This window comes from Rhodococcus sp. 14-1411-2a (assembly GCF_002259485.1).
Taxonomy (GTDB): domain Bacteria; phylum Actinomycetota; class Actinomycetes; order Mycobacteriales; family Mycobacteriaceae; genus Rhodococcoides.
Window position 1 is genome coordinate 671,348 of record NZ_NPGA01000020.1, and the last position, 25,486, is coordinate 696,833.

Here is a 25,486-nt window from a genome sequence, read left to right on the forward strand (position 1 = left end):
CTTCCCTTCACAAGACCTCGAGTGCCCGTTGTCGTACGGTGCAGCGTTCACGTCTATCTCTACCTTGTCAGGCGAAATCATATGCAGTCTCAGCGTGCTCGGCTTCGTCGATGCCGTTCGTCTCCTCCTCGTCGGAGACGCGCCAGCCGAGGGGCTTGAGCGCGAACGCGATGACCGCGGTGACGATGGCGGTGAAGACCAGCGCGAACAGTGCGATGACGATCTGCACGACGAGCTGCTTGTAGTCGCCGCCGTAGAACAGGCCGGTCTCGGATGCGAGGAAGCCGATTCCGATCGTTCCCCACAGTCCTGCGACGAGGTGAACGCCCACGACGTCGAGCGAGTCGTCGTAGCCGAACTTGAACTTCAGTCCGACCGCGAGTGCGGAGAGCACACCGGCGACGACGCCGAGGATCATGGCACCGACCGGCGTGAGCGTGCCTGCGGCCGGAGTGATGGCGACCAGACCTGCGACGATGCCCGAGGCGGCGCCGAGGCTGGTGGCGTGACCGTCACGAATGCGCTCGGTGATGAGCCAGCCCACGATCGCGGCTGCCGTGGCGGCGGTGGTGTTGACCCAGGCCACGCCGGCGATGCCGTCGGCGGCGAAGGCGGAGCCTGCGTTGAATCCGAACCAGCCGAACCACAGCAGCGCTGCGCCGAGCATGACGAACGGAAGGTTGTGCGGGCGGTAGGCGACCTTGCCGAAGCCTGCGCGCTTGCCGATGATGATCGCCAGAATCAGGCCGGCGATACCGGCGTTGATGTGCACCACCGTGCCACCGGCGAAGTCGATCGGAGCGACGCTGGCGACGAGTCCGCCCTCTCCGTCGTCGGTGGTTCCGAAGATCATTGCCGCCAGCCCGTTCTCGGATCCGGAGAGCAGTCCGCCGCCCCAGACCATGTGAGCCAGCGGGAAGTAGGCGAGGGTGACCCAGATACCGGCGAAGGCGAGCCAGGTGCCGTACTTGACACGGCCGGCGATCGAGCCGCTGATCAGTGCCACCGTGATGATGGCGAAGGTGACCTGGAATGCCACGTCGATGATGTTGGCGTAGCCCCATGCGCCGGCGATGTAGTTACCGTCGGCATCGGTGATCGAATCCTTGAGTCCGAAGAACTCGAACGGGTTGGCGAAGACACCGCCGATGTCCTGGGTTCCGTAGGACATCGACCATCCCCACAGGAAGTAGATGATCGAGACGACGGCCATTGCTCCGAACGACATCATCATCATGTTCAACACGGACTTCGACTGCGACATACCGCCGTAGAAGAACGCCAAGCCCGGCGTCATCAGCAGTACCAGCGATGCTGCCATCAGCATCCACGCGGCGTTGCCGGAGTTGGCCAACATATCCTCGGGACTCACGTACACCCTCCATTCTCCTGCACACCGGTTGGCGCGCCGTTACGCAAGAAGAGTGGTTTCACGAAGTTTCATCCGTGACACTCGGGTGTTTCGGGCATGTGAACGCATGACCGAATTCTGTTGCAAAAAGGTTTCGTGCTGGCGTTTGTGCTTTTGCCCCGGTTCGGGAACTGCCCCCGAGTCGAGATCAGCCCAGCAACGCGTCGACGAAGGCACCCGGCTCGAACGGTGCCAGATCGTCGGCACCCTCGCCGAGACCGACGAGCTTGACGGGCACTCCGAGTTCACGTTGCACCTGAAAAACGATGCCACCCTTCGCGGTTCCGTCGAGCTTGGTCAGCACGACTCCCGTGATGTTCACGATTTCGGCGAAGACACGGGCCTGCGTCAGTCCGTTCTGGCCCACGGTTGCGTCGAGAACGAGCAGAACGTCGTCCACGCGGGCACGCTTCTCGACGACTCGCTTGACCTTGCTCAGTTCGTCCATCAGACCCGATTTGGTGTGCAATCGTCCCGCGGTGTCGATCAGAACCACATCGACGCCGTTCTCGATCCCCTTGCTCACCGCGTCGAAGGCGACAGCAGCCGGATCCGCGGCCTCCCTGCCGCGAACCACCTCGGCACCCACTCGCTCGGCCCAGGTCTGCAGCTGATCGGCCGCAGCGGCGCGGAACGTGTCGGCGGCACCGAGCAACACCCGCCGCCCGTCCGCGACCAGCACGCGAGCCAGTTTGCCCGTGGTCGTGGTCTTGCCGGTTCCGTTGACCCCCACCACCAGCAACACCGCGGGCGCGCCGTCGTGCGGCAACGCGCGAATCGAACGATCGAACTCGGGGTGCAGCTGCGCCACGAGGATCTCGCGCAGCAGAGCCCTGGCGTCGGCTTCGGTGCGAATACTGCGCGCCGCCATCTGCTCACGCAGCGTCCGCATGATCTCCGCGGTGGTGGCCGAACCGATATCGGCGATCAGGAGGGTGTCCTCGACCTCTTCCCACGAGTCCTCGTCCAGGTCGCCGCCGCCGAGGAGGCCGAGCAGGCTCTTGCCCACCGCGGACTGAGATCGTGCCAGCCGGCCACGGAGACGGTCGAGTCGTCCCTCGGTCGGTTCGATGGTGTCCAAGCGGCGAGGCGCGGGAGCAACGGTGTCGGCCACCGACGGCTCGGGAGCAACGGGATCTTCGACGGTGGCATCGGTTGCCGGGGCCTCCGGCTCGGACACCTCCGGTTCGATCCAGACGGTCTCCGATTCGACCGGTTCAGGCGTGGGTACCACCGGCGGCCGCTCGACCGGCGTGGACTCGACGGGAATGTTCTCGACCGGCTTCGCCTCGGCAGGCTTCGGCACGACCGGCTTCGGCTCGGGCCTGGGGGCCTTCGGGGCAACAGGCTCGGCTGTCGCCGTTCCCTGACTGAACGAGAAGCCGCTACCCGCGGTGTAGCCACCGGATTTGTCCTTGGTGGCCGCGCCCTCGATTCGCGCTGCCTCGTCCGACTTGAGGGACACTCTCCGGCGACGGGAGAGAACCAGCCCGACGACGAGGACGACGAGCAGGACGGCAGCGATCGCCGCGACGATGATCCACGCTTGGTTACTCACGTGGAACATCCTCTCAGGCGATCGCGGCCGTTCGTCACCGGTGGTGCACCGACCGTGAAAATGCGCTTCCCGCCCGCAAGTCCGTGTCGATAACATTCACGGTCATGGAGTGGACCACGGTGCGCGACGCCGCCGAACTGACCGAGATGTTCGGAGAGCCGAGCTTCCGAGCCGCCAACAAGGACCGGCGCACGCTGCACCCTCTGGACGTGCAGTGGCTCGCTGCCTCCCCGTTCTGCCTCATCGGGACCTCGGACGCGAGCGGGCGATGCGACGTTTCGCCCAAGGGCGATCCGCCCGGGAGCCTGGTGCACGTCCTCGACGACGCCACGATCGCTCTCGCCGAACGGCCGGGCAACCGCCGGATGGACGGCTATCGCAACATTCTCGAGAACCCGTTCGTCGGGCTGAACTTCTTCGTCCCCGGTCGCGGTGACACCCTCCGCGTCAACGGTCGCGCTTCCTTGGTCACCGACGCCCCGTTCTTCGACGAACTGCAGGTCAAGGGCCACCGCCCGATCATGTGTCTGGTCGTCGACATCGAGCAGGTATTCCATCACTGCGCGAAGGCGTTCATGCGGTCAAAGCTGTGGCAGCCCGAGACCTGGGATGCCGACGCCATCCCCGACGTCGCGACGCTGACGAAAGCGTTGATTCCTCAGGCTCCCGAGACGGTGGAGGAACTGCGGGAATACTACGGTCCGTCCTACGCCGAACAGCTCTACCCGAAGCAGTAGCCACGGAGGACGCTGCTCAGGAGACGGTGTCGGATTCAGCGACCGCATCCGGCTCGGTCGGGTCCGGCTGTACTGCGTCCACTGCGACGCGTTCTCGGTTCAACCGCTGCGAGATGACCGTGGTGATTCCGTCGCCGCGCATGCTGACGCCGTACAGCGCATCGGCCACTTCCATCGTCGGTTTCTGGTGCGTGATGACGATCAACTGCGACTTCTCGCGGAGCTGCTCGAACAGTCCGATCAGTCGACGCAGGTTGGTGTCGTCCAGTGCTGCCTCGACCTCGTCCATGACGTAGAACGGTGACGGTCGGGCGCGGAAGATGGCCACCAGCATGGCCACCGCGGTCAGCGATTTCTCGCCACCGGAGAGCAGCGAGAGCCGCTTGACCTTCTTGCCGGGTGGGCGGGCCTCGACCTCGATTCCGGTGGTGAGCATGTCCGACGGGTCGGTCAGGATCAGTCGTCCTTCGCCGCCGGGGAAAAGCTTGGCGAACACCCCGGTGAATTCTCGTTCGACGTCGAGCCACGCCTCCGTGAAGACCTGCAGAATCCGTTCGTCGACGTCGGCGACCACGCCGAGCAGGTCCTTGCGCGCGGACTTGACGTCTTCGAGCTGCGTGGACAGGAAGTTGTAGCGCTCCTCGAGGGCGGCGAACTCTTCGAGAGCGAGCGGGTTCACCTTGCCGAGTGTCGCGAGGTCACGCTCGGCGCGTTTGGCGCGCTGCTCCTGAGTGGCGCGGTCGAACGGCATCGGGGCCGGTGCCACCACCTGCTCGCCTCGCTCCTTGGCTGCCTCGTACTCGGCCATCTCGAGTTCGGTGGGTGGCAGGGCCACGTCGGGCCCGTACTCGGCCACCAGATCGTCGAGGCCGATGCCGTGTTGCTCGAGAATCGTCGTCTCGAGTTGTTCGATCCGCAGCGCGGCCTGGGCGCGGGCCACCTCGTCCCGGTGCACGGCGTCGGTGATCGACGCCAGCTGCCCCTGCAGGGCTCGAACCTGCTCCTTCACCTTGTCGAGTTCGATTGTGCGCGTTGCACGTTCGGCAGAGAGCTCGTCGCGCCTGCGTGCAGCGGCTGCCACGACCGTGGCCAACCGCGCAGCGACTTCCTCGCCCGATTCTCCGACCGCCGCCGCCACTGCGGCCGCATGCCGACGCGCCGCGCTCTCACGCTCGGCTCGCGCCCTGGCCTCACGCTCGGCTCGCGCCGCCCGTCGAAGCGAATCCGCCTTGCCGCGCACGGACTGTGCGCGCTCTTCGGCGGTCCGCACGTTCAACCGAGCTTCGACCTCCACGGCACGCACTTCGGTCAGCGCCGCTGCCGCCATCTCCCGTTCCATGGTGGTCGCAGCGTCACCGCTCTCGCCGTCTCCCGCGAAGCCCGATTGCTCGTCCTCGGCCGTCCGCAGGTTTTCCTCGAGCTCGGCCAGCCGCGCAATCGCTTCTTCTCGACTGGCCTCGGCAGAGCTACGCTGCGTCGTCAATCGCGCCGACTCCGCATGAGCCGAACGCGCCAGCTGCCCCAATCGGCCCAATTGCTCGTACACCGCGGCCATCGCGGCATCGGATTCGTTCAGCGCTGCGAGCGCTTGTTCAGCCGATTCGCGCCGGTCGCGCTGCTCCTCCAACGCTCCCGAGAGTGCTGCATCGAGCTCCTCGGAACGGCGCACGGCCGCAGCCAACTCGACCGTCGACGTATCGATCGCCGACTGCACTTCGAGAGTGCTGGGTCGACGATCCGAGCCGCCGGTGACCCAACCCGGTTCGACGACGTCGCCGTCCTTGGTCACCGCACGCAGATCACCGGATTCGGAGACGAGACGGTGTGCAGCGTCGAGCGATTCGACGGCGACCATACCGTCGAGCAGGGCCGCCATGGCTCCGGCCAACCGGTCCGGATACTCGATCAGGTCCAGCACCCATCGAGCGCCGTCCGGCAGTTCCGGACGTGAAAACGACTGCGCTGCAGCGACACTGCCGTGCACGATGGACGCGCGCCCGCCGTCGGCCGCACGCAGCGCCAGCACGGCATCCCGCGCGGCGTCGAACGACTCGGCGTGTGCGGCATCGGCGGCCGGACCCATGGCCACTGCCACCGCGACCTCGTAGCCAGGCACGACCGTGAGATGGCCGGCCAGCAGACCCGACAGACCGTCCTGCTGGTTCTCCACCAGCCACCCGGCACCGTCCTTGCGTTCGAGGCCCATCGTGAGCGCTTCGATCCTGGCCTCGAACGACGCCACCTTCTTGCCCGCGATGCGTTCTTCGGCCTGCAGTTCGGTCACTCGAGCGTCGGCATGTCGAAGCGCGGCGACGGCTCGTTCGTAATTGGTGTCGAGGCTCAGTTCACTCGCATCGAGGGTACCGATCTGATCCTGCACACTCTCGAACTCACGCTGAGCCGATTCGCCCCGCTCTCGGGCCTCGTCGATGGCCACCGACAAGCGCTCCACCTCCGAGTCGATCGACTCGACCTTGGTTCGGAAGGTGTCGACTCGGCCGGACAGGCGAGCGAACCCCTCACGGCGGTCGGCCACCGCGCGTACAGCGGCGAGGTGGGCGCGCTCGGCGGCCGCAGCGGCCGCTTCGCGCTCGGCCAGCTGCTCGCGTGCCGCCTCGAGGGTTTCACGTGCCATCTCGACTGCTTCGACGAGTTCCATCTCTTCTTCGGCGACCCGCTCGGCCTGCGCTTCGAGCTCGTCCGGGTCCTGCCCTCGACCCGTGGATCGAACGGCGTCGAGATGCCGAGCCCGTTCGTGTGCGATGCGCACCGTCGCGTTGACGCGCTCGGCCAGGGCCGACAGGCGGAACCACGTCTGCCCGGCCGCTTCGGCACTGGGGGTCAGCCGGGCGACCGCCTGCTCGTGTTCGCCGAGTGCCACCGAGCCGGCTTCGAGGGCGTCCTGCACCATCGCGTACTGCTCGCGTGCCGCTTCCTCGTCCTGGGTCTGGTTCGCGAATTCCTCGCGCCTGGCCACCAGATCGTCGGCCACCAGTCGCAATCGGGCATCACGTAGGTCGGCCTGGACGGTCTGCGCGCGGCGCGCAACCTCGGCCTGCCTGCCGAGAGGCTTGAGTTGGCGGCGCAATTCGGTCGTCAGGTCGGTCAACCGCGCCAGGTTGGCCTGCATCGCGTCGAGCTTGCGGACGGCCTTTTCCTTGCGCTTGCGGTGCTTGAGTACCCCGGCTGCTTCTTCGATGAAGGCTCGCCGGTCCTCGGGCCGCGATTCCAGGATCGCGGCGAGCCGGCCCTGCCCTACGATCACATGCATCTCGCGGCCGATGCCGGAGTCGCTGAGCAGTTCCTGGACGTCCATCAAACGGCACGAACTGCCGTTGATCTCGTACTCGCCCGCGCCGTCGCGGAACATACGCCGAGTGATGGAGACCTCGGAGTAATCGATCGGAAGTGCGCCGTCGGAATTGTCGATCGTCAGAGTGACCTCTGCGCGGCCCAGCGGGGCGCGCCCCGAGGTGCCCGCGAAGATGACGTCTTCCATCTTCCCGCCGCGCAACGCCTTGGCACCCTGTTCACCCATCACCCAGGTCAGGGCGTCCACGACATTTGATTTACCCGAGCCGTTGGGGCCGACGACACAGGTGATTCCCGGCTCGAAACGCAGAGTCGTCGCCGAAGCAAAGGACTTGAAGCCCTTCAGCGTCAGACTCTTGAGATACATAGCGTCCGTACTTTACCGGCACGCTGCGCAAAAGCGCGCCGAGCCTCCCGCAACGGACGATCAGCGTTCGACGAACCCCGCCAGATCTCCGCGGGCGTTGTCCCAACTCTCCACCACGAGCGTGACCGTTCCCGGCGTCCGGTCGCCTCGGAGCAAGGCCAGCAGTGCCTCGAGACGCTCACGTGGGCCCTCCGCTATCACCAGGACCCGTCCGTCCGCGTGGTTGGTCGCGTGACCGACCAGTCCGAGTTCGAGTGCGCGCGAGCGCGTCCACCACCGGAACCCGACGCCCTGAACGAGCCCGTGCACCCACGCCGTCAGCCGTTCTTCGCTCATTCGCGAGCCAACTTTCGGACGTTTCCGTCGAAACCGGTGCCGGTTCGCGTATCGAAAAGCCCTGCGGCAGCGCTGTTTCCGGTCGTGAAACACAGCGTGTCACCGTCGGTGACCAGTCTGCCCGGCGAATCGACGTCGGCAACGAGTGTGCCCCGGTCACCGCTCGGAGCGGCGGTACGCAGAGCGCCCGATCCGGCGGGAGCCGGAGCAGTCGCCGCGCCGAGGAGCAGACCCGTGACGTCCACGGCTGCTCTGGCTTTCATCAGGCGTCCACGTCGATGTCCAGGGTGACAGTCGTGCCGGCCTTCAGGGTCCGGCCCACCGTGCAGACCTTGTCGATGGCGCGCTGGACGACGGTGAGCAGCCGCTCCTGTGCCTCGGGGTCCATTTCGCTCAGGTCGACCCGAAGAATCTCGTTCAGTTCCGGGTACAACTCGTTTTCCCGATCCGCGGCCCCTGACACCTCGACGGTGGCGGAGTAGTCGTCTCCCAGTCGACGCGAGAGCGGTAGGTCCGAGCTCATCCCGGTGCACGCTGCGAGGGCGATCTTGAGCAGCTCGCCGGGGGTGAAGACGCCCTCGACCGACTCGGACCCGATGAGCACTTCGGCTCCTCGCGAGCTGCGGCCGGTGTAACGACGTGTGCCTGTGCGCTCGACCCAGAGGTTGGTCGGCGTGCTCTGTTCTGCCATGACCGAAATACTAGGCGGGCGGTTCAGAAGTGGAGCCTGCGGAATGACCCATTAAGACAGGACAGGAGCCTGCGGAATGACCTGCGTCCGGTCAGCCGCGCACGTGTCGGGGTCGCGGCTGGCAGGTGGGGCAGCTGAACGACGAGCGGTTCATGAACTTCTCGCGTCTGATCGGGGCTCCGCATCGCGAGCAGGGCAGGCCCTCCTGCCCGTAGGCGTCGAGGGATCGATCGAAGTAGCCGGATTGACCGTTGACGTTCACGTACAGCGCGTCGAACGAGGTTCCGCCCTGTGCCAAGGCCTCGCCCATCACCGCGTGCACCGCTGTGAGAAGGCGCCGCAGCGCCGGCCGTGTCAGAGTCTCCGCGATTCGATTGCCGTGGATCTTCGCACGCCACAGCGCCTCGTCGGCATAGATGTTGCCCACGCCCGAGAGCACGGTTTGATCGAGCAGTGCCCGCTTGATCTCGGTGTGCTTGCCGCGCAACACGTTCACCACCGATTCGGCGTCGAACAGAGGATCGATCGGGTCGCGGGCGATGTGTGCGACCGGTTCGGGTACCTCGGTGCCGTCCACGGTGACAATCGGGGCGAGTGCCCAGCCGCCGAACGTGCGCTGATCCACGAAGCGCAGATCGGTGCCGTTGTCGAGTCGAGCACGAATGCGCAGGTGCCTCTCGTCCGGGGCGGACGGCGGCTGCACCAGCATTTGCCCGCTCATACCCAGGTGCACGACGGTCGCGAAATCGCCGGGTTCCATCACCAGCCAGAGGTATTTTCCGCGCCGTCGAGCGGAGGAGATGCGTCGACCGCGCAACTGGCCGATCAGATCGAGACCACCGAGATCGTGACGCCGCACGGCGCGGGGGTGCAACACCTCCACCGACCGCATCGTTTTGCCGACGACATGAGATTCCAGACCGAGCCTGACGACCTCGACCTCGGGTAGTTCCGGCATCAGGAAGGGTCTGGGGCCGACTCGGCCGGAATCGCAGTGTCGTTGTTCGACAACGCATTCCACGCCAGACTGGCAGCCTTCTGTTCGGCTTCCTTCTTCGATCGGCCGATACCGACGCCGCGGGGGAATCCACCGACCAGCACGGTCGCAGTGAATTCCTTGTCGTGATCGGGCCCGGTGGACGAGATTTCGTACGCGGGAACGCCGAGTGCACGTTCGGCGGTCAATTCCTGGAGGCTCGTCTTCCAGTCCAGTCCTGCACCGAGCTTGGGAGCCCGGTCGAGGAGGCCTGCGAACAACGTCAGAACGACGGTGCGCGCAACGTCGATGCCGTGCTGCAGGTGAATTGCACCGAGCAACGACTCCATGCCGTCGGCAAGGATGCTCGGCTTGTCGCGTCCACCGGTCTGCTCCTCACCTTTGCCCAACAGCAGGTGGCGACCCAGGCCGCCGTCGCCGAGTCCACGCGCGACCTCGGCCAGCGCATGCATGTTGACCACGCTCGCCCTGATCTTGGCCAGCTGACCTTCGGACTTCGCGGGGTGCACCGCGTAGAGGTGCTCGGTGACAGCAAGACCGAGGACGGAGTCCCCCAGGAACTCGAGACGCTCGTTGGTCGGCAGACCACCGTGTTCGTACGCGAACGATCGGTGCGTCAGAGCCAATGTCAACAACGGTTCCGACAGGGAAACACCGATAGCGGCGAGGAGCGACTCTCGGTCGTCCCCGCCGCTGACGGCAGTGGAGCTATTCTTCTGTGAACCGCTGTTGTGCCGATCCACTACTTCGTGTGTCACGTAAGCGGAAATCAGACCGCTGCGACGACCTGGCGGCCCTTGTAGGTGCCGCACGAGGGGCACGCGATGTGGGGCAAGGTCTTCTCGCCACAACCGCGGTTGGGGCACGTCACGAGGGTGGGCGCAGTGGTTTTCCACTGTGCACGACGCGACCTCGTGTTGGAACGCGACATTTTGCGCTTCGGGACAGCCACTTACTTCTCCTCGGCTTCGTTGTTCACAAGTTCTGTGCTCGGTTCTGGATCCACGCCAAATTTGGCTGCAAGACCAGCCCAGCGAGGATCAATTGTATCGTGAGAGTGGCCGGATTCAGCAATCGCCAGGCGAACGCCGCATTCTGGGCACAATCCCTCGCACTCGTCACTGCAGACGGGGTGGAGTGGAAGCTCCAGACCGACCGCGTCGACGATGACGGGTTCGAGGTCTATCAGGTCGTCGGCGATGCGGTGAATCTCGTCCGCATCGGTGGTCTCCTCGGTGATGCTGTTCGGGTAAGCGAACAACTCGGTCAGGTAGACGTCGACGTTGCCACTGACCGGGTCGAGGCACCGTGTGCACTCTCCGGCCGTGGCTGCTAGTACGGAGCCGGTGACGAGAACGCCCTCCGAGACCGCCTGCAACTGCAGATCGAGCGAGACCGGTACACCGGCTTCGATGGCAATGGCATCGAGGCCGATTCGGGAAGGAGCCGGAACCGTCCGCTCGATGGCCTTCGTAGACCCGGGTCGACGACCGAGGTTGAGAATGTCCAGAACGAATCCGTCGTCCAATTCCGGACGGGTCGTTCTCTTGGGCGGGGGCACGGCTGATCTTCCTTACTGTCGGTATGCCTACTGTCGGTAAGCAACCTCACAACGATACGCATACACGCATACGAGGGCAAATTGCTGCCGTTCAGTGGCGGCTTCGACGCCCCTGCTCCGGGCTTCCGTACGCCGATTCGCCGTACGGCTCGCTGCCGTATTCCGGTACACCCGAGCCGGTTCGCAGTTGCTGACGCCCACGGCCCACCGAACGGATGGTGCCGCTGAGGAACTCCTCGAACTCTGCCAGCTTGGTGTCGACGTAGACGTCGCACTCGCTGCGCATCCGATCCGATTCGGCGTGCGCGCTGTCGATCACCCGAGCCGACTCGGCGTGGGCCGCCTGAACGACCTCGGTTTCCGACACGAGACGGTTCTGTTCGGCGGTGCCGTCTGCGACCGACCGCTCGTACGACGCCGTACCGGACTCGATCATCCGATCGGCTTCGGTGCGGGCGCGAACGGTCAGTGCCTCGTACTCACGCTGGCCTTCCAGCACCGTGCGCTCTGCTTCTGCCTCGGCATCGGCCACGAGCTGGTCGGCGTGCGCCGACGCCTCGGACACCATGCGATCCGCCTGAGCCTTGGCGTCGGCGAGAATGCGATCGGCCGAATCCCTGGCGTTCTCGACCGTGTCCTGGGCCTCGGCATTGGCGGTGCTCACCGTCTTCTCCGCGGTGGCCCTGGCATCGCCGACGAGCTTGTCGCGATGGTCCAGTACGTCCTGGGCGTCGTCCAGCTCGCCGGGGATGGCGTCTCGGACGTCGTCGAGCAGTTCCAGGACGTCGCCGCGAGGGACGACACACCCGGCAGTCATCGGAACGCCGCGCGCCTCCTCGACAATGGCGACGAGCTCGTCGAGCGCCTCGAATACGCGGTACACCGGTTACCCCAATCGTCGAATCTGCCACTGCGCGGTCTTCACTCGCAGTGCTGCGCTACCCAGTCTGCCCGCCGACGCGCGCGTCTGCGCTATACCGGCCCGGTGTGTCGCTCCTCGAACTAGTCTGCCGCCCGCTCGGCGATACGGGCCAGCAGTCGGTCCTGAACGAACGGCGGCAGCATGCCGGTGACGTCTCCCCCGAAGGTCGCGACCTCCTTGATCAACGAACTCGACAGGAAGCTGTGCGCAGGATTCGCCGGAAGAAACAGCGTGTCCACACCGGTCAACGTTCTGTTCATCTGCGCCATCTGCAACTCGTAATCGAAGTCGTTGGCACTGCGCAGACCTTTGACGATCGCCGAAAAGCCTTCTTGCCGAGCATAATCGACCAACAAGCCGTACCAAGAACCGATTCTGACGTTGGGCAGATGCTCCGTGGCGACCTCGAGCATCTCGATCCGCTCGTCGATGCTGAACATGCCCTTCTTGCTCTTGTTCACCATCACCGTGACCACCACCTCGTCGAAGGCGGCGGCTGCGCGCTCGAAGATGTCGAGGTGACCGTTGGTCACCGGGTCGAAGGATCCAGGGCAGAGTGCGCCAGTCATGCCCGCGAACCTATCAGCCGATCCCGGGCTCACCCGTCACGCGCGTGCCGCAATCTCGATTCGACTCTCGCCGTACTTCTTCGACTTCTCCGGAACGAGTCCGGTCGGCCATCGGGTCTCCGGCGACCGCGACGAGCGCTCGAGGACGACGACCGCGTCGGGGGTGAGCCACCCCCCGGTGACAAGCCTGTCCAGCAGACCGGCGACGGCGGTGTCGGTGACGGCATACGGCGGGTCGGCCAACACCAGGTCGTACGCCGCGTCCGCGGCCCCGGCCAGTACCGAGGCCACCGGGGCACACCGGACCGACGCACCGGGCAGACCCACGGATTCGATGTTCTTTCGCACCACCGCTGCCGCTCGGGCGTCCGACTCGACCAACAGCGCCGACGACGCGCCGCGCGAGAGTGCTTCGAGCCCCAGTGCCCCCGATCCCGCGAACAGATCCAGCACCGCGGCACCACCCAGTTCCATCCGACTCTCCAGGGAGCTGAACAGCGCCTCGCGCACTCGCTCGGAGGTGGGGCGGGTGCCCTGGCCGGGTACCGACAAACGTCGACCGCCCGCCACACCCGCCACGATCCGCGTCATTCGCTGCCGGCCTCTTCGCCCGTCGACCCCCCACCGATGACGACGAGCAGATCGCCGCCCTCCACCTGCTGCACGCCCGAGATCGCCAGACGGGTCACGGTGCCGCCGCGAGGTGCAGTGATCGCGGCCTCCATCTTCATGGCCTCGATCGTGGCGACGGTGTCACCGGCCGAGATCTTCAGTCCCTCTTCGACAGAGAGCGTCACGACACCGGCGAACGGTGCCGGAATATGACCGGAATTGGAACGGTCCGCCTTCTCGACAGTGGGTGCCTCACTCGAGATGGACCGGTCACGCACCGAGACAGGACGCAACTGTCCGTTGAGAATGCACATCACGGTACGCATCCCGCGCTCGTCGGGGTCGGAGATAGCCTCGAGCCCGATGAGCAGTTCGACGCCCTTCTCCAGTGCCACCCGATGCTCCTCGCCCTGCCGCAGGCCGTAGAAGAACTGATTGGCCGACAGCCGCGTCGTATCGCCGTACTTCTCGCGATGAGCAGCGAGTTCGGCTGTGGGACCGGGGAACAGCAGACGGTTGAGAGTCTCGCGGCGCTGAGCCGACGTTCCGTCGAGGCTCTTCTCGTCCTCCTCGGTGAGTGGTGTCACCGGCTTGCCTTCGCCGCGCCCCTCCAGCGCCTTCGTCCGCAACGGTTCCGGCCATCCGCCCGCAGGCGTACCCAGATCGCCGCGCAGGAAGCCGATCACCGAATCGGGGATGTCGTAACGACCGGGGTTCTCGGCGAACTCCTCGGCGGACGCACCTGCACCGACCAGAGCCAGAGCCAGGTCGCCGACGACCTTCGAACTCGGGGTCACCTTGGTCAGGCGGCCCAACATGCGGTCGGCTGCAGCGTAATTGGCCTCGACGGTCTCGAACCGATCACCGAGCCCGAGCGAAATCGCCTGCTGCCGTAGATTCGAGAGCTGTCCACCTGGAATCTCGTGGGTGTAGACGCGACCCGTCGGTGCCGGCAGCCCGGACTCGAACGGCGCGTACACCTTTCGCACGGCTTCCCAGTACGGCTCCAGGTCGCAGACGGCCTGCAGATTCAGACCGGTGTCGCGCTCGGTGTGTGCCGCCGCCGCGACGATCGCAGACAACGCGGGCTGGCTGGTGGTGCCTGCCATCGCCGCACTGGCACCGTCGACGGCGTCCGCCCCGGCCTCCCAGGCCGCCAGGTACGTCGCGAGCTGCCCACCGGGGGTGTCGTGCGTGTGGACGTGGACGGGTAGATCGAAATTCGAGCGCAGCGCCGTCACCAGGGTCTTGGCTGCGGGTGCGCGAAGCAGTCCTGCCATGTCCTTGATCGCGAGCACGTGCGCGCCCGCGTCGACGATCTGCTCGGCCAACTTCAGGTAGTAGTCGAGGGTGTAGAGGTTCTCGTTCGGGTTCGACAGATCACCGGTGTAGCTCAGTGCCACCTCGGCGAGCGCCGTGCCGGTCTCGCGCACGGCATCGATGGCCGGACGCATCTGATCGACATTGTTGAGCGCGTCGAAGATTCGGAAGATGTCGATGCCGGTGTCGGTGGCCTCGGCAACGAAGCTGCGGGTCACCTTCTCCGGATACGGGGTGTAGCCGACGGTGTTCCTGCCGCGCAGCAACATCTGAATTGCGATGTTGGGCACGGCCTCTCGCAGGCTCGCCAGTCGCTCCCACGGATCCTCGTGCAGGAATCGCAGTGCCACGTCGTAGGTGGCACCGCCCCACGCCTCGATCGAGAGCAACTGCGGCGTCGTGCGCGCCACGTACGGGGCGACGCCGAGCAGTCCGCTCGTCCGCACTCGCGTCGCCAACAACGACTGATGTGCGTCACGGAACGTGGTGTCGGTGACGCCGAGAGCCTTCTGGTTCCGCAGATCGCGAGCGAAGCCCTCGGGTCCGAGCGCCAGCAGACGCTGCCTCGAACCGTCGGGAATCGGTGCCGAGAAGTCGACCGGGGGGAGCTTGTCGTGCGGGTACACCGGAGACGGACGCTCGCCGTGCGGCTTGTTGACCGTCACATCGGCGAGGTAGGCGAGGATCTTCGTGCCACGGTCGCCCGAGGATCGCGAGGTGAGCAGTTCGGGGCGCTCCTCGATGAACGAGGTGGTGACGCGACCGGCCGTGAAGTCGGGATCGACCAGAACCGCTTGCAGGAACGGAATGTTCGTGGCCACACCGCGAATCCTGAACTCCGCCAACGCTCGTCGGGCACGAGCCACAGCGGTGTCGAAATCACGGCCACGGCAGGTGAGCTTGACGAGCATGGAGTCGAAGTAGGCCCCGACCTCGGCACCCAACGTGGTTCCGCCGTCGAGACGCACTCCGGCACCGCCCGGCGTGCGGTATGCAGTGATGCGCCCGACGTCCGGACGGAATCCGTTCGCCGGATCCTCGGTGGTGATGCGGCACTGCAGCGCCGCACCGCGCAACACGATGTTCTCCTGCTGCAGACCCAGATCCGCGAGCGTCTCCCCCGAGGCGATCCGCAGCTGGGACTGCACCAGATCCACATCGGTCACCTCTTCGGTGACGGTGTGCTCCACCTGGATTCGAGGGTTCATCTCGATGAAGACGTGATTGCCGCGGGTGTCGAGCAGGAACTCGACGGTACCGGCACACGAGTACTCGATCTGCTTCGCGAACGCCACGGCATCGGCGCAGATCTTCTCTCGCAATCCTTCGGGCAGATTGGGAGCCGGAGCGAGCTCGATGACCTTCTGATGCCGACGCTGCACACTGCAGTCGCGCTCGAACAGGTGCACCACGTTGCCCTGGCCGTCGGCGAGGATCTGAACCTCGATGTGCCGAGGATCGATCACGGCCTGTTCGAGGAACACCGTCGGATCACCGAAGGCCGATTCCGCTTCGCGCGCAGCAGCTTCGATGGATTCGCGCAGCTGCTCGGGCTCGGCCACCCGACGCATGCCGCGACCGCCGCCACCGGCGACCGCCTTGACGAACAACGGAAACGTCATGGTCTCGGACGCCGCGACGAGCTCGTCCACGTCGGACGACGGTTCCGACGACGCCAGCACAGGAAGTCCCGCCGCCTTGGCTGCCGCGATGGCCCGCGCCTTGTTGCCGGTCAGTTCGAGCACGTCGGCCGACGGGCCGACGAAGGTGATGCCCGCCTCGGCGCACGCGGCGGCCAGATCCGGGTTCTCGGAAAGGAATCCGTATCCGGGGTACACCGCGTCCGCACCGCTGCGCTTGGCAGCGGCCACGATCTCGTCGACCGAGAGATACGCGCGAACGGGATGACCCTTCTCCCCGATCTGATACGCCTCGTCGGCCTTCGTCCGGTGCACCGAGTTCCGGTCCTCGAACGGGAACACCGCAACGGTCGAGGCACCGAGTTCGTAGGAGGCGCGGAAGGCGCGGATAGCGATTTCACCGCGGTTGGCAACCAAAACTTTGGAGAACATTGGCTCAACTTACCCGGCAGAGTGAGCCACCGAGGTGTACTGATCTCACCATTCGAGACGAATTGGTCGAATCGGCCCTCTGAAACGGTGCAGTGCGTCCCGACGGCCGTTCCCGATCGTTCCCGGTCGTTCCTGCAGGCGCCACTCCTGCCTTCCCCTGTCGTTCCTGCAGGCTCCACTCCTGCCTTCCCCTGTCGTTCCTGCAGGCTCCACTCCTGCCTTCCCCTGTCGTTCCTGCAGGCTCCACTCCTGCCCCGTCAGGACTTCTGCAGGTAGTCGACTCGATCCGATCTCCAGGCCGACCGCATCATCGACGCGATGCCGGGATCGTTCGCCAGCGACGGGTCCCGCGCGAACAGCGATCGTGCGCAGTCCTGCGCGTCGGCGATGATGTCCTCGTCGTCGATGAACGAGAGCAGTCGCAACCCGCTGACCGTGCCCGACTGTGCGGCACCGAGAACGTCGCCCTCGCGACGAGTGGCCAGATCCAGCTTGGCCAACTCGAAGCCGTCGTTGGTCGCTGCCACCGCCTCGAGCCGGGCGAAGGAGCCGCCCGCGGGGCTGAGATAGCTGATCATGATGCACAGGCCCTGGTGCCCGCCTCGGCCGATTCGGCCTCGCAACTGATGCAGTTGGCTCACGCCGAATCGATCCGCGTCCACGATGACCATGACCGTCGCGTTGGGAACGTCCACTCCCACTTCGACCACCGTGGTGCAGACCAGGACGTCGATCTCGCCGGAGTTGAACTCGGACATGGTGATGTCCTTGTCGTCCCCCGACAATCGTCCGTGCAGCAGCCCCACGCGCAGATCGTGCATCGGCCCGGAGGAGAGGGTCTCGTACAGGTCCACCGCAGCGGTCGTCTCGGGGCCGTCCTCCGCGCTCGCGCTCTTCTTCTTCGCAGCGCTCTTCTTCCCGGTCTCGGTGTCCTCGTCGTCACCGATGCGGGAGCACACCACGTACGCCTGCCGACCTGCTGCCACTTCCTCGTGAATACGCTGCCACGCTCGATCGACCCAGCCCGGTTTGCTCCTGGCGGGCACCACGTTGCTGACGATGGGCGATCTGCCGCGGGGCAGTTCGGTGAGCACCGACGTCTCGAGGTCGCCGAGGGTCGACATCGCGATGGTGCGCGGGATGGGGGTGGCGGTCATCACCAGCAAGTGCGGACTGGTGTTGTCGCGAGCTTTCGCGCGCAACGCATCTCGTTGCTCGACACCGAACCTGTGCTGCTCGTCGACGACGACCATCGCGAGATCGAGGAACTCCACTCGGTCCTCGATCAGGGCGTGGGTACCGATCACGATGCCTGCGTCACCGGTGACCGCATCGAGCAACGCGGACCGCTTGGCCGCAGTGGACATCGAGCCGGTCAACAAGGCGACCTTGGTCGCCAGCTCGTGCGATCCGAGTTCCCCACCGGCTGCGAGGCTTCCGAGCATTGAGCGAATCGAACGCGCATGTTGGGAGGCGAGCACCTCCGTCGGTGCCAGCAACGCGCACTGGTGTCCGGCGTCGATGACCTGCAGCATCGCCCGCAACGCGACGATCGTCTTACCCGAGCCGACCTCACCCTGCAGCAGCCGCGACATCGGATGCGGTGCCGACAGATCGTGGGCGATCTCGGCCGCGACCTGGTGCTGACCGGCCGTCAACTCGAACGGAAGACGCCGATCGAACTCCGCCGCGATACCGTCGGTGATAGGTGGGCATCGCGCTGCCACCCGGGTGGATGCGTCGCGTCGGCGGTCGGCGAGGACGAGTTGAACGGCGAGCGCCTCGTCGAACTTGAGCCGCTCGCGCGCGGAGTCCTTGTCCTGTGCGGTGTCCGGGAAATGGATCGACCGCAGTGCGGTGTCGATGTCGACGAGACCGCGCTGCGCACGTACCGACTCGGGCAGCGGATCGACCACTGCGTCGAGTTGGTCGAGCACCTGCCGCACGCAGCGCATGAACGTCCAGCTCTCGACGTCCTTCGCGGCCGGGTAGATGGGCACGAATGCTCGATCGAACACCGACATGTCGACGGCTCCGGAGGAATCGACCGAGCCACGAGCGAGTCCGGCCAGGGTGCCGCCGCCGACGATTCGACCTGCGGGCACGACGGCACCGTCGTTGTCGTCGCCACCGAGAATCACGTAGCTGGGGTGCGTGAGATTCCACCGCTTGCCGAAGTACTTGACCTTGCCGGAGAACATCCCGCGTCGCCCCGGCACCACCACATGCTTGAGCTTGTGCGGACTGAAGAAGGTGGCTTCGATGCGCTGTCCGTCGGCGGCGAGTGTCACCGCGAGGAACTGGCCGTTGCGGTTCTTCATCGACCGCAGCGTCGCGGACTCGACCGTCGCGACGATGGTGATGTGCTCGCCCTCGGGCGGCTCCTTCTCCCCCAGCTCCGAACCGTGCGTCATGTAGCGGTGCGGATAGTGCCGAAGCAGATCCTCGACGGTGTGAATACCGAAGACGTCGGCCAGCGGCGTCGCCGCCGCGGCTCCGAGGACGTGATCGAGCCGGTCCACCAACGTTGCCATTGTCCGAGATTCCCTATTCCACTCCGAATTGCACGAGATCCCCCGGCTGCCCACCTGTATAGACCACCACGTCGACCCCGGGGTGTGCGCCCGCCACGTACTCGGCCAACTGATCGCCGAAATCCTCCGAGGCCTCGGCACCGACGAGCACTGTCACCATCTCCCCGCCCGTCGCCAGGAGCTGATCGATCAACCGACACCCCGCATCGAGCGGACGAGCGGCGACGATCACCACTTCCTGCCCCGCGAGCCCGATGCAGTCGCCCGGCTCACACGTGCCGACCCACGTCAGCGATCGCTCCCGCGCGATACGCAGAGATCCCCATCTCGTGCCCGCCGCCGCCTCGGACATCGTGAATGCATCGTCGACCGCAGCCCTCGCCGCATCGTGCACCGCGAGCGCGGCCAAACCCTGCACCATGGCCGAGCACGGCAACATCACCACGTCTTTGCCGTCCGCTCGGGCAGCTGCGCCGACGGCAACCAGTTCCTGCGCGGACAACGCGCCGTTCGGCAACACCAACACCTCGCGGTGCTTCATCCCGACGATCGCACGATGCAGCACCGAGGAGTCGATCGCCTCGTCGCACCGCACCACCGTCGCGCCTTCCTGAACGTAGAGATCCGCGGCACCCTCACCGGCCACCAGCGCCAAAATATCGCGACCCACCGACAACGCTGCTTCGTCGTGCGCCCGGGGGCTCACCGCTGCGTCGAACTCGGAGAATCCGAAACACGAGATACGCACTCCGCGAACGTCTCCGGCTGCGATGCCGAGATCGACGGCACTGCCGGGGTCGGTGGTGTGAACATGGGCGGACCATGCCCCGGAACCGTCTCCGGCGACCACGACGGAGTCTCCGATGTCGGCCAGATCGCGTCGAAGTTTCGCCGCCCTCGCGTCGTTCGGGCCGTGCACGACGTAGACCACCTCGTACCCGAGAGGGCGACTCGACCGGTACCCCGACACACTCTCGGGTGCACCGCCGCACTCCGACGAAACGTTCGACGCACCGGTCACCGCCCGGCGTTCGTGCTCGTGTGGGCGACGGTAACGCCGGCGCGGCGGGGTGCGGCCGATCACCACCTCCACGAGGGCATCGATGATCACCGAGAGACCGAGAGCGCCTGCGTCCACCACTCCCGCCTCGCGGAGTTCGGCGAGTTGGTCCGTCGTGCTGTCGACAGCCCGAGCGGTGGCCTCGGCGATGTCGACCACCAGCGTCGAGAGGCCGACGTTGGCGTCGTGGGCGGAGGCCTCCCGATCGGCGGCGTCCAGAACCGTGAGCATCGTGCCCTCGACGGGAACGCTCACTGCTGCTGCGACCAGGACTTTCGCGCGTCGCAGCATCGCCTGGATCGACACCGCGTCGAGCGGGCCGTCTGCTGAGGCCTCGGCAACGGCGCGCAACAGCTGCGACACGATCACTCCCGAGTTGCCCCGCGCGCCCGCGACCGCCCCCACGGCCAGTGCCCGCCCGATGGCGCGGGCGTCCGCAGTGGGCCCGGCTGCGCGCATCGACTCCACCGCGGCACGGAAGGTGAACATGAGATTGGTGCCGGTGTCCGAGTCGGGAATGGGGAACACGTTGAGTGCATCGATCTCGTCGCACCGCGCGGTCAAGGAATCGACACAGCGGTAGGCCCACCGTCGTAGGGCCGCCGCATCGATCGATTCGAGAACGTCGACCACGTCGAGCAGCCTCCCCCCGCGTCACATCCGCTACCTGGTCCGAACTCCCTCGCGGACAGTGCCCGAAGCTTAGTCGGGCATGATCGGTGGCGCGCCGTCCGTGAGCCCTCACGCAGCGTCTGCCGTGGCGGTTTGGTGATTGCGGGCCGCGCCGCTATTCTTGCAGGGTTGCCTCGAGGCGATCTTCACGCATTGCAATCCTTGCATCTGCTCGTAGTTCGTTTCGATGTCTTCGACCACATGTATCGATCAACATCTATCAAGGAGTTCGCGACTATGGCTGCCGTCTGCGACGTATGCGCCAAGGGGCCCGGCTTCGGTAAGTCGGTCTCGCACTCGCACCGACGGACCAACCGTCGTTGGAACCCGAATATCCAGACCGTTCACGCTCAGGTTGCGCCTGGTAACTCCAAGCGCATGAACGTGTGCACCTCCTGCTTGAAGGCAGGCAAGGTGGTCCGGGGCTGATTTCGGCCTCGCTCTTCGATTTCCTCCACGGCCTCGACTGCGTGCGAGCACTGTACCCCGCCCCCGATTTTCGGAGGCGGGGCACAGTCGTTCGTGCTTCCGGCCCGTTCCGTTCCGTTCTGTTACACAGCCGGTAAGTGCCGGAAGCGGGATCGCGGATCCGTACCGAGGCACCGCGGCCCCACGGCGGAATCACGACGTCGGTTAGAGTCCGGAACGTGACTTATTCGGACGCCGACATTTCCAGCAAGGTCCGCATCGAGGACGGTGTACTGCGCATCGTCGTCGCCACCGACGCCGGCGGTGCGTCGCTCGACCTGGAGGGTATCGCCGACGGCACCGCGGCTCTGAGCTCCGTCAACGACGGCAGCACCGCGATCGGAAGCGTCCTGCTCATCGGTCGAGGGCCGAATTTCTGCGCAGGTGGCAATGTTCGCGATTTCGCTGGTGCGGCCGATCGGGGCGCCTTCGTCGGTTCTGTCGCCGACACGTTCCACGCCTTCGTTCGTGAATTGGCCGCCGTCAGCGTCCCGGTCGTGGCCGGTGTGCACGGTTGGGCTGCCGGTGCAGGAATGAGCCTGGTCTGCCTCACCGACATCGCCATCGGCGGGCCGTCGACCAAGCTTCGCCCCGCGTATCCCTCGATCGGTTTCACTCCGGACGGTGGCATGTCGTGGACACTCCCCCGAATCGTCGGTTCGGGCCGCGCTATGGACATCCTTCTCAACGACTCGATCATCAACGGCGAGGAGGCAGTTCGTCTCGGGATTCTCAGCCGCCTGGTGGGCGACGACATCGTCGACAGCGAGGCCGAGCGCCTGGCGCGAACCCTTGCCGTCGGGCCGACGTCGGCGTATCAGGGAATCAAGACTCTGCTGCGGGCCGCCGAATCGGTCACGCTGACACAGCAGTTGGACGCCGAAGCCGCCTCGATTTCCGCAGCCGCGTCGTCACCTGCCGGACGTGAAGGCGTCGACGCGTTCGTCGAGAAGCGTCGGCCCGACTTCTCCTGATTCGATCACGGCAGCGTCCAGTCGATCGGTTCGTCTCCCCCCTCGACCAACAATTCGTTGACACGGCTGAAAGGCTTGGATCCGAAGAATCCGCGTGACGCGGACAGCGGAGACGGGTGCGCGGATTCGATGTAGGGCACCGATCCGAGCATCGGCTTCAGGCTCGCCGCGTCACGTCCCCACAGAACGGCGACCAGTCCGGGCGCGTCGGGATTCTCGGCCCGGGCGACGAGTGCACGAATTGCTTGCTCGGTCACCGCTTCCCACCCCTTCTTCCGGTGCGACGCAGCCTGACCCGGCTCTACGGTGAGCACCCTGTTGAGCAGCATCACCCCGCGGTCCGCCCAGGGTGTCAGATCACCGTTGCTGGGCGTGGGCAACCCCAGATCGTCCGAGTACTCCTTGAAGATGTTGCTCAGACTGCGCGGTACGGGTCGCACATCCGGGGCAACGGAAAAGCTCAGCCCCACTGCGTGTCCCGGCGTCGGATACGGATCCTGACCGACGATGAGGACGCGAACTCCATCGAAGGGGTGGCGGAAAGCGCGCAGTACGTTCTCGCCGGCGGGGAGGTAATGACGGCCTGCGGCGAGTTCTGCCCGTAGGAAGTCGCCCATGGCAGCAACATTCGACTCGACCGGTGCAAGGGCGGCCGCCCACCCCGATTCGACGCTCTCGGCGAGCGGACGCGGCGTCACCGATCGATCCGGCGCAGCGCGTCGCGGTAGTACGCGGCGTTGGCCGAGTACATCTGCACGTTGATGTCGACATGCCCTTCGGGAACCTCGTACCCCTCGCGAATTTTCGCCGGAACCCCCAGCGCCATGGAGCGTTCGGGAACGACGAACTTGAACGGCACCACTGCGCCTGCTCCCACGATCGAACCGGCACCGATCTTCGAGCCGTTCAGTACCACCGAGCCCGAGGCGATGAGGCAGTTGTTCCCGATGGTCGCACCCTCGACGTGCGCGTTGTGGCCCAGTACGCACCCGGAACCGATGACCGTTGCGTCGATCGGGGTGCAGTGCACCACGGTCCCGTCCTGCACGTTGGTGCCCTCGCCGATCGAAATGGTGCCGTAATCGGCCCGCAGAACGGCAGTGGGCCACACCGACGATCCGGCCGCCAGAGTCACCGCTCCGATGACGACGGCGTCGGGATGGACGTAGGCGTCGGGGTGGATGTCGGGTTCGCGATCACCGAGTGCGTAGATAGCCATCTCTGCAACTTAGCCGACCCGATGAACCCGACCGCGTTCACTCGCCCTCGAAACTCGACCATCCCGATCTACCCGAATGGGGGCGTCCGCCGACCGTCACTCGCGGGCTCTGTCCGTCACCGCCGTGCTGGACACGGCCGATCACCGTCCATCCCCGGGGAACGCCTGCGGTATCGGGGAAGGTGCCGACGAGAGCGTGATCCTCGCCTCCGGTGAGCACCCAATCCAGCGGATCGTGACCCATCAGTGTTGCGGCCGAACGCACTTCGACCGGGATGTCCAGCAGGTCGGGGTCGACGTCCAGCAGAACGCCCGACGCGTCGGCGATGTGACCGAGATCGGCCAACAGGCCGTCGGAGACGTCGGTGAGAGAGGTCGCTCCCGCCTCTGCCGCGTCGATCCCGGCGCGATACGGAGGGACGGGCACTCGGTGCGCGTCCACCACGGCGTCGTGGCCGGTTCTGTCCCTGTCGCCGAGCAGGAGGGCGAGTCCGGCCGCCGACCAGCCGAGCCGTCCCGCGTACGCGATCACGTCACCGGCACGCGCCCCCGATCGAAGAACCGGGGCCCGGCCCTGAAGGTCGCCGAGCGCGGTGATCGAGATCACCAGCTCCGGCGACTGCACCATATCGCCGCCGACGATGGCCGATCCAGCAGCGACCGCCTCGAGCCACATGCCCTCGTTGAGGCCGTCGGTCACGCTCACCGGCGTGTCGGCCGGGCATCCGAGAGAGACGAGAAAACCCGAGCACTGCGCGCCCATTGCGGCGATGTCCGCGCCGTTCTGCGCGATCGACTTGCGCCCGATCTGTATCGGACTCGACCAGTCGAGCCGAAAGTGCCTGCCGTGCACCAACATATCGGTCGACGCCGCGATCCGACCGTCGGACGCGGCGACGACGGCTGCGTCGTCACCCGGCCCGACGATGGTCGACGGTGGCTGCACACGGTCTGCCACGGCGCGGGCGATCACGTCGAATTCACCGACCTGCGCGACGGTGCGCTCGCTGCCGGTGGACGAGTCGGTGACGGTGTCGTCGATGATGTTCCTCCCTGAGAACGCGGTGCGTGCGCGACGGTCTCACGCGGAGCGCGCGCCGAGCCTGCGGTACCTTTTAGCGGCGGTCGGGACAGTACCGATGCAGCAGGTTACGTGCGAAGAGAACGTAGTCGAACCAACCTACAGTCGAGAAGTCCGGCAGGGGAAAGGGACCACCGATGGTGCAAGCATTCGTTCTCGTTCAGACCGAGGTGGGCCGTGCGACGGCCGTCGCACAGCAGATCGAGGCCGTCGACGGTGTCGTGTCGGCGGAGGCCGTCGTCGGGCCCTACGACGTGATCGCGCGCGCCGACGGTGCCTCCGACGCCGAGATCGCCGAGATCGTCTCGCGCATCCAGAAGGTCGATGCCATCACTCGCACCCTCACCTGCCCCGTGGCCCCGCAGTCGACGACGTCCGTCGGATAGCTCGTGAATTCACCCGACACCGGCAACGACGCCGGCACCGAAGACAGCCCGGCCGAGACCGAGAGCACTCGCGAGCAGCGCCATCCCGCAGTCATCGCCACCGCGATCGCGTTGCCGGTCGCGCTGGTCGTCGGAGTTCTGGTTGCCGCCATCGCGGTCAACCGCTCGCCCGTCCGCGATCCGGTCGCGCTGGGCCCGGTCGACTCCCCCGATGCCGCGAGCGCGCAGTGCACGTCCCTGCTCGACGCCTTGCCCGAGAACCTCGGCGACTACACCGGAGCCGAGTTGGCCGACCCGGCCCCGGTCGGAGTCCGCGCGTGGGCCTCGGACGTGGAGAACGCCGAGCCGGTCGTGTTGCGGTGCGGCCTGCCCCGGCCCATCGGGTTCGATGTGGCCGCACCGCTGCAGGTGATCAACGGCGTTCAGTGGTTCGAGGTGTCCGGGGAAGACGACGGGATCGATGCCAGCACATGGTTCGTCGTCGATCGCGGCGTCTACGTTGCCCTGACGATTCCGGGCGACTCGGGCCCCACCCCGTTGCAGGACGCGTCCTCGGCCGTGTCGGATGCGCTGCCCCAACAACCTCTCGACCCGGCTCCGTTGCAGTAGTGCTGGGCCGCAACGGCT

The 25,486-nt window shown here is 66.1% G+C and carries 24 protein-coding genes; 5 read left to right on the plus strand and 19 right to left on the minus strand.

The genetic code is table 11. The features are described 5' to 3' along the window. Window positions 1-67 precede the first annotated feature (67 nt). On the minus strand, window positions 68-1,357 hold the full coding sequence (locus tag CH291_RS24125) for an ammonium transporter (protein ID WP_179276672.1): 1,290 nt from the start codon (window positions 1,355-1,357) through the stop codon (window positions 68-70). 202 nt (window positions 1,358-1,559) lie between these two features. Beyond that, entirely contained in the window at window positions 1,560-2,969 is a 1,410-nt protein-coding gene (ftsY, locus tag CH291_RS24130) for a signal recognition particle-docking protein FtsY (protein WP_094688923.1), read from the minus strand. Window positions 2,970-3,073: 104 nt separating this feature from the next. On the opposite strand from ftsY, the gene CH291_RS24135 reads away from it, so the two are divergent. Further along, a complete protein-coding gene (locus tag CH291_RS24135; RefSeq protein ID WP_068049570.1) occupies window positions 3,074-3,706 on the plus strand; it encodes a pyridoxamine 5'-phosphate oxidase family protein in 633 nt (210 codons plus the stop codon). A 16-nt stretch (window positions 3,707-3,722) separates the two neighbouring features. Here CH291_RS24135 and smc read toward each other — a convergent pair whose 3' ends face one another. The 14 genes from smc to CH291_RS24205 form a co-directional block, all read right to left on the minus strand. Then, window positions 3,723-7,385: a chromosome segregation protein SMC gene (smc, locus tag CH291_RS24140; protein WP_094688799.1), complete on the minus strand. Its 3,663-nt coding sequence runs from the start codon at window positions 7,383-7,385 to the stop codon at window positions 3,723-3,725. A gap of 60 nt (window positions 7,386-7,445) precedes the next feature. Further along, window positions 7,446-7,721 carry an acylphosphatase gene (locus tag CH291_RS24145; protein ID WP_094688800.1) on the minus strand — a complete coding sequence of 92 codons (276 nt, stop codon included), beginning with the start codon at window positions 7,719-7,721 and terminating at the stop codon, window positions 7,446-7,448. Then, window positions 7,718-7,984 (minus strand): hypothetical protein, encoded by a 267-nt coding sequence (locus tag CH291_RS24150; RefSeq protein ID WP_094688801.1) that lies wholly within the window; start codon window positions 7,982-7,984, stop codon window positions 7,718-7,720. The genes CH291_RS24145 and CH291_RS24150 overlap by 4 nt, the downstream gene beginning before the upstream one ends. Then, entirely contained in the window at window positions 7,984-8,412 is a 429-nt protein-coding gene (locus CH291_RS24155) for an OsmC family protein (protein ID WP_094642218.1), read from the minus strand. The genes CH291_RS24150 and CH291_RS24155 overlap by 1 nt, the downstream gene beginning before the upstream one ends. 91 nt (window positions 8,413-8,503) lie before the next feature. Further along, a complete protein-coding gene (gene mutM, locus CH291_RS24160; protein ID WP_094688802.1) occupies window positions 8,504-9,370 on the minus strand; it encodes a bifunctional DNA-formamidopyrimidine glycosylase/DNA-(apurinic or apyrimidinic site) lyase in 867 nt (288 codons plus the stop codon). After that, on the minus strand, window positions 9,370-10,152 hold the full coding sequence (rnc, locus tag CH291_RS24165) for a ribonuclease III (RefSeq protein WP_094688803.1): 783 nt from the start codon (window positions 10,150-10,152) through the stop codon (window positions 9,370-9,372). Before rnc ends, mutM begins: the two co-directional genes overlap by 1 nt. 26 nt (window positions 10,153-10,178) lie before the next feature. Beyond that, a complete protein-coding gene (gene rpmF, locus CH291_RS24170) occupies window positions 10,179-10,361 on the minus strand; it encodes a 50S ribosomal protein L32 (protein ID WP_032397784.1) in 183 nt (60 codons plus the stop codon). Continuing rightward, complete coding sequence (locus tag CH291_RS24175) at window positions 10,362-10,970, minus strand: YceD family protein (RefSeq protein WP_179276646.1); 609 nt, start codon at window positions 10,968-10,970, stop codon at window positions 10,362-10,364. Between the two features lie 91 nt (window positions 10,971-11,061). After that, window positions 11,062-11,853: a DivIVA domain-containing protein gene (locus tag CH291_RS24180; protein WP_094642222.1), complete on the minus strand. Its 792-nt coding sequence runs from the start codon at window positions 11,851-11,853 to the stop codon at window positions 11,062-11,064. Between the two features lie 119 nt (window positions 11,854-11,972). Beyond that, window positions 11,973-12,461: a pantetheine-phosphate adenylyltransferase gene (coaD, locus tag CH291_RS24185; RefSeq protein ID WP_094642224.1), complete on the minus strand. Its 489-nt coding sequence runs from the start codon at window positions 12,459-12,461 to the stop codon at window positions 11,973-11,975. Between the two features lie 36 nt (window positions 12,462-12,497). Next, complete coding sequence (gene rsmD, locus CH291_RS24190; protein ID WP_094688804.1) at window positions 12,498-13,052, minus strand: 16S rRNA (guanine(966)-N(2))-methyltransferase RsmD; 555 nt, start codon at window positions 13,050-13,052, stop codon at window positions 12,498-12,500. Continuing rightward, complete coding sequence (locus CH291_RS24195; protein ID WP_094688805.1) at window positions 13,049-16,465, minus strand: pyruvate carboxylase; 3,417 nt, start codon at window positions 16,463-16,465, stop codon at window positions 13,049-13,051. The genes rsmD and CH291_RS24195 overlap by 4 nt, the downstream gene beginning before the upstream one ends. A 257-nt stretch (window positions 16,466-16,722) precedes the next feature. Next, a complete protein-coding gene (gene recG / locus CH291_RS24200; protein WP_094688806.1) occupies window positions 16,723-18,999 on the minus strand; it encodes an ATP-dependent DNA helicase RecG in 2,277 nt (758 codons plus the stop codon). Window positions 19,000-19,012: 13 nt separating this feature from the next. Then, window positions 19,013-20,692 (minus strand): DAK2 domain-containing protein, encoded by a 1,680-nt coding sequence (locus CH291_RS24205; RefSeq protein WP_094688807.1) that lies wholly within the window; start codon window positions 20,690-20,692, stop codon window positions 19,013-19,015. A gap of 276 nt (window positions 20,693-20,968) precedes the next feature. Between CH291_RS24205 and rpmB the strand changes: the two genes are divergently transcribed. Both rpmB and CH291_RS24215 read left to right on the plus strand, forming a co-directional pair. Further along, window positions 20,969-21,160: a 50S ribosomal protein L28 gene (gene rpmB / locus CH291_RS24210; RefSeq protein WP_008717389.1), complete on the plus strand. Its 192-nt coding sequence runs from the start codon at window positions 20,969-20,971 to the stop codon at window positions 21,158-21,160. Between the two features lie 218 nt (window positions 21,161-21,378). Continuing rightward, window positions 21,379-22,173 (plus strand): enoyl-CoA hydratase/isomerase family protein, encoded by a 795-nt coding sequence (locus tag CH291_RS24215; RefSeq protein ID WP_082898647.1) that lies wholly within the window; start codon window positions 21,379-21,381, stop codon window positions 22,171-22,173. Window positions 22,174-22,178: 5 nt separating this feature from the next. Here CH291_RS24215 and CH291_RS24220 read toward each other — a convergent pair whose 3' ends face one another. Genes CH291_RS24220 through CH291_RS24230 form a run of 3 tightly spaced genes read right to left on the minus strand, consistent with a single transcriptional unit; the run spans window position 22,179 to window position 24,437 of the window. After that, window positions 22,179-22,871: a uracil-DNA glycosylase gene (locus CH291_RS24220; protein WP_094642232.1), complete on the minus strand. Its 693-nt coding sequence runs from the start codon at window positions 22,869-22,871 to the stop codon at window positions 22,179-22,181. Continuing rightward, window positions 22,868-23,392, minus strand: coding sequence for a gamma carbonic anhydrase family protein (locus CH291_RS24225; protein WP_094642234.1), 525 nt, complete (start codon window positions 23,390-23,392; stop codon window positions 22,868-22,870). The genes CH291_RS24220 and CH291_RS24225 overlap by 4 nt, the downstream gene beginning before the upstream one ends. Window positions 23,393-23,429: 37 nt before the next feature. Continuing rightward, window positions 23,430-24,437 carry a thiamine-phosphate kinase gene (locus CH291_RS24230; protein ID WP_094688808.1) on the minus strand — a complete coding sequence of 336 codons (1,008 nt, stop codon included), beginning with the start codon at window positions 24,435-24,437 and terminating at the stop codon, window positions 23,430-23,432. 173 nt (window positions 24,438-24,610) lie between these two features. Between CH291_RS24230 and CH291_RS24235 the strand changes: the two genes are divergently transcribed. Next, window positions 24,611-24,859, plus strand: coding sequence for an Lrp/AsnC ligand binding domain-containing protein (locus CH291_RS24235; protein WP_037189711.1), 249 nt, complete (start codon window positions 24,611-24,613; stop codon window positions 24,857-24,859). Between the two features lie 3 nt (window positions 24,860-24,862). Next, the gene (locus CH291_RS24240; protein WP_068049543.1) at window positions 24,863-25,468 is read left to right on the plus strand and encodes a DUF3515 domain-containing protein; all 606 of its coding nucleotides are present in this window, start codon (window positions 24,863-24,865) and stop codon (window positions 25,466-25,468) included. Window positions 25,469-25,486: the final 18 nt, after the last annotated feature.

Coding starts and splice junctions, on each gene's coding strand:
- CH291_RS24125 (WP_179276672.1), bottom strand. CDS start 1,357: ATGTTGGCCAACTCCGGCAACGCCGCGTGGATGCTGATGGCAGCATCG.
- CH291_RS24135 (WP_068049570.1), top strand. CDS start 3,074: ATGGAGTGGACCACGGTGCGCGACGCCGCCGAACTGACCGAGATGTTC.
- smc (WP_094688799.1), bottom strand. CDS start 7,385: ATGTATCTCAAGAGTCTGACGCTGAAGGGCTTCAAGTCCTTTGCTTCG.
- CH291_RS24145 (WP_094688800.1), bottom strand. CDS start 7,721: ATGAGCGAAGAACGGCTGACGGCGTGGGTGCACGGGCTCGTTCAGGGC.
- CH291_RS24150 (WP_094688801.1), bottom strand. CDS start 7,984: ATGAAAGCCAGAGCAGCCGTGGACGTCACGGGTCTGCTCCTCGGCGCG.
- CH291_RS24155 (WP_094642218.1), bottom strand. CDS start 8,412: ATGGCAGAACAGAGCACGCCGACCAACCTCTGGGTCGAGCGCACAGGC.
- mutM (WP_094688802.1), bottom strand. CDS start 9,370: ATGCCGGAACTACCCGAGGTCGAGGTCGTCAGGCTCGGTCTGGAATCT.
- coaD (WP_094642224.1), bottom strand. CDS start 12,461: ATGACTGGCGCACTCTGCCCTGGATCCTTCGACCCGGTGACCAACGGT.
- rsmD (WP_094688804.1), bottom strand. CDS start 13,052: ATGACGCGGATCGTGGCGGGTGTGGCGGGCGGTCGACGTTTGTCGGTA.
- CH291_RS24195 (WP_094688805.1), bottom strand. CDS start 16,465: ATGTTCTCCAAAGTTTTGGTTGCCAACCGCGGTGAAATCGCTATCCGC.
- recG (WP_094688806.1), bottom strand. CDS start 18,999: ATGGCAACGTTGGTGGACCGGCTCGATCACGTCCTCGGAGCCGCGGCG.
- rpmB (WP_008717389.1), top strand. CDS start 20,969: ATGGCTGCCGTCTGCGACGTATGCGCCAAGGGGCCCGGCTTCGGTAAG.
- CH291_RS24225 (WP_094642234.1), bottom strand. CDS start 23,392: ATGGCTATCTACGCACTCGGTGATCGCGAACCCGACATCCACCCCGAC.
- CH291_RS24235 (WP_037189711.1), top strand. CDS start 24,611: ATGGTGCAAGCATTCGTTCTCGTTCAGACCGAGGTGGGCCGTGCGACG.